1 protein-coding gene is annotated in these 302 nt (G+C 56.0%); it reads right to left on the minus strand.

Annotation, left to right across the window (positions count from 1 at the left end; all coding sequences use genetic code 11):
- The coding region (locus OGW13_RS00790) for an autotransporter outer membrane beta-barrel domain-containing protein (protein ID WP_287115466.1) at positions 1–302 on the minus strand (302 nt) is incomplete at both ends.

Below are 302 nucleotides of genomic sequence, written 5' to 3' on the forward strand. Positions count from 1 at the left end.
GCTTTGACGCCAAGACGCGTTTGCAGGTTGCCGTCGGTTTTATCCACCACCCGGGTGCCGTTTTTCTCAACGTGCGTATCGGCCTGCACATCCATCCAGGTGACCTGGGCTTTAGGCTGGATGTACAGCGCATTACGCTCGCTGAATTCGGCCAGTTTCCAGGTGTAGCCTGTTTCGACAGAGGCGGTGACGCCGTCTGAATCATACTTTTCAGACGCCAGCCCCTGTCCGGACACGGTGTTGTCAAACCAGTTGTAGAGCATCCAGCCATCGACATACGCACCGGTTTTATCGGCGTCGTT

Source organism: Citrobacter sp. Ca225 (assembly GCF_030337175.1).
Taxonomy (GTDB): Bacteria; Pseudomonadota; Gammaproteobacteria; order Enterobacterales; family Enterobacteriaceae; genus Citrobacter_A; species Citrobacter_A amalonaticus.